This window comes from Curtobacterium sp. A7_M15 (assembly GCF_030705415.1).
Classification (GTDB): domain Bacteria; phylum Actinomycetota; class Actinomycetes; order Actinomycetales; family Microbacteriaceae; genus Curtobacterium.
Genome location: NZ_JAUZED010000197.1, coordinates 1 through 2747, shown reverse-complemented (window position 1 = coordinate 2747; position 2747 = coordinate 1). Strand labels below are relative to the sequence as shown.

The following is a 2747-nucleotide window of genomic DNA, read 5'->3' as shown; positions in this document are numbered from 1 at the left end:
GGGCGAGCGGGACGTATTTCGCCCGCTCGCGCGCCGCCCGGCCGGTCGGGAGGGGCCCCGCGGCCTAGGCCATCTCGCCGGCGGCGATGGCCTCGGCCTCGACGGGCTCGGGCTCGGCACCGTCGTCGACCCGGCGCAGCACCCGCGTGGTCGCCACCACGACGACGAACGCGACAGCGACGGACAGCCCGGCGAAGACGTACGCGGCCGAGGGGGCGAACCGGTCGGCGAGCAGGGTGGCCACGGGCGGGGCGATCGCACCGCCGATGAAGCGCACTGCGGAGTAGGCGCTCGAGGCGACGGAGCGGGGGAGGTCCGTGGCCTCCATGACGCACTCGGTCAGGACCGTGTTGAGGACACCGAGCACGAGGCCGCCGATGACGACGCAGATGATCAGGCCCACCTGCGAGTGCACGACCACCGCGGCGGCGAACAGGTCCAGCGCGAGCAGCGGGAGCGCGATCTTCAGCACGGTGGTCCGTCGGAGCCGCGCGGTGAGCATCGGGGCGACCCACACCGAGGTTATCGCGAGGCCGACGCCCCAGCCGAAGAACGTGAAGCCGATGCCGAGTGCGCCGAAGCCGAGCGGGAAGGGCGTGTAGGCGAGCAGGACGAAGAAGCCGATGTTGTAGAAGAGCGCGGTGACGGCGAGGGCGGCGAGTGCCGGACGGCCGAGTGCGCGGAACGGGGCGGAGAGCTTCGTCGGCGTGGGCTTCTCGAGGTTCTTCGTCTTCAGGAGCGTCACGATGGCGATGAACGCGATCGCCATCAGCGTGGTGACGCCGAAGAACGGGCCGCGCCAGCTCACCGAGCCGAGCAGGCCGCCGACGAGTGGACCGACGGCGATGCCGAGGCCGAGCGCCGCCTCGTACAGGATGATCGCGGACGCCGTGCCGCCCGAGGCCGCTCCGACGATCGTCGCGAGCGCGGTGGAGATGAAGAGGGCGTTCCCGAGACCCCAACCCGCACGGAAGTCGATGATCGTCCACACGCTGTTCGACGTCGCCGCGAGCACCGAGAAGACCACGATGAGGGCGAGCCCGATGAGCAGGGTGTTCTTCGCGCCGATGCGGCTGGACACCCAGCTGGTGAAGAACATCGCGACACCGGTGACGGCGAGGTAGCTCGTGAAGAGGAGCTCGGTCTGCGCCGCGGTGGCCTTGAGGGACGAGGCGATCGCGGGGAGGATCGGGTCGACGAGACCGATGCCCATGAAGGCGACGACGCAGGCGAAGGCGATCGCCCAGACCGCCGATGACTGCTTGAGGATGCTGCCGGACTGTCCGGCCGGAGCGTGGGCGTTCACGCGTGGGTCTCCGTTCTGGTAGCGGTGGAGGTTCGTGCGGCGATGATCGCGGCGGCGTCGTGCAGGGTCTCCCACTCGTCGTCGGGCAGGTCGGCGAAGAGCGGTCCGATCGTCCGGGTGAGGGTGGCCCGCCACGACACCAGGCGTTCACGACCGACGTCGGTGAGTTCGATGAGCTGCCCGCGGGAGTCGTCGGGGTCGACGCTGCGGGACACGAGGCCGTCGGCGAGCATGCCGGCGACGAGCTTCGTCATCGTGGGTTGCGCGACACGGGAGGCGGCGGCAAGCTCGCCGAGGCGGAGCGGCTGGTCGGTCTCGAGGATGCCGAGCGTCCGCCAGACGGCGGACGACGTCGCGTTCCCCGTCGACTGTGCAGCGGTGCGGATCAGGCGGTTGACGGAGACGAGGAGCGTCTCGATCGTCTGTTCTCGCAGTGATTCCATAGCCAAACTATATAGCGCGGCTATGAATGAGTCAACAGGCTCTGCCTGGTAGAAGAGATGCATGAGCGACATCACCATCCACGAAGGCGACGAGTACACCGCGATCTTCCACGGCGGACCCTTCGACGGCACGACCGACACCCGCACCGCCACGAGCGACGCGCTGGACGACGAGGTCACGGTGTTCGCCGACGTCGAAGGACTCCAGACCGCGTTCACCTACCGTCTGACGAAGTCCCGTCAGGTGCTCGACCAGACCTCGGCGGAGTTCGAGTACGTGCCGGGGGAGTCCGACCCGGTCGACGACCTGCAGGACCGCGGCGACCGCAGCGGCGAGTTCGACCGCGAGTAGACCGCCGCGCCACGCCGCACCGAGACGCGCCACGACGCAGCGGGGCGCGCCACGACGCTCCCAGACGCGCCACGCCGCGCCGGGCCGACCCCGGGGAGTAGATCCGCGCGCGCCGGCGTTGCAAGACCACATGCAGCTCGACCTCTGGACATCATCGTTCTGCGCCCCGTGCGCCGCCGCCCGCCGGGTGTCGGCCGAGGCGTCGGGCCTCGTCCCCGACCTGCACGTGACCGAGCGCGACGTGGCGAACCACCCCGACCAGGCGGAGGACCTCGGCATCCGGTCGACCCCCACGATCATCGTGCGGCGGGACGACGGCGCCGAGGTCTTCCGGTCACCCGGCGTCCCGACCCGGGACCAGCTGCTCCTCGCGATCGCCAAGGCGGTCTGACCGGCCAGCCGTCCCGGCGTCGTCGGGGCGAGCACCTGTCCGGACCCCTTCCGCTCCCGCACGCTGACTCGTCGGCGCGAGCAACACCGGCACCTCCGCCGGCCGCACCAGCCGCCGCACCCGCCGGACTGCCCGCTTCAGTACACGCACCGGCGCACCGATCGCCAGCGCGAGCACGCCGAGCACACTGCGGTCGTCCGGTCCGAGGGCGTTCTTCCGCTCCCAGGCGCGCCGGAGCACGCCACCGCGGCTCCG

The 2747-nt window shown here is 70.9% G+C and carries 4 protein-coding genes; 2 read left to right on the top strand and 2 right to left on the bottom strand.

Annotated elements, in window-relative coordinates:
- Positions 1 to 64: 64 nt before the first annotated feature.
- Entirely contained in the window at positions 65 to 1306 is a 1242-nt protein-coding gene (locus Q7F20_RS18295) for an MFS transporter (protein WP_305741482.1), read from the bottom strand.
- Entirely contained in the window at positions 1303 to 1749 is a 447-nt protein-coding gene (locus tag Q7F20_RS18290; RefSeq protein WP_305741481.1) for a MarR family winged helix-turn-helix transcriptional regulator, read from the bottom strand. Before Q7F20_RS18290 ends, Q7F20_RS18295 begins: the two co-directional genes overlap by 4 nt.
- 61 nt (positions 1750 to 1810) lie before the next feature.
- Here Q7F20_RS18290 and Q7F20_RS18285 point away from each other — a divergent pair, with 61 nt between their 5' ends.
- On the top strand, positions 1811 to 2101 hold the full coding sequence (locus tag Q7F20_RS18285) for a hypothetical protein (protein ID WP_305741480.1): 291 nt from the start codon (positions 1811 to 1813) through the stop codon (positions 2099 to 2101).
- A 130-nt stretch (positions 2102 to 2231) separates the two neighbouring features.
- Positions 2232 to 2492 (top strand): thioredoxin family protein, encoded by a 261-nt coding sequence (locus Q7F20_RS18280; RefSeq protein ID WP_305741479.1) that lies wholly within the window; start codon positions 2232 to 2234, stop codon positions 2490 to 2492.
- Positions 2493 to 2747 lie beyond the last annotated feature (255 nt).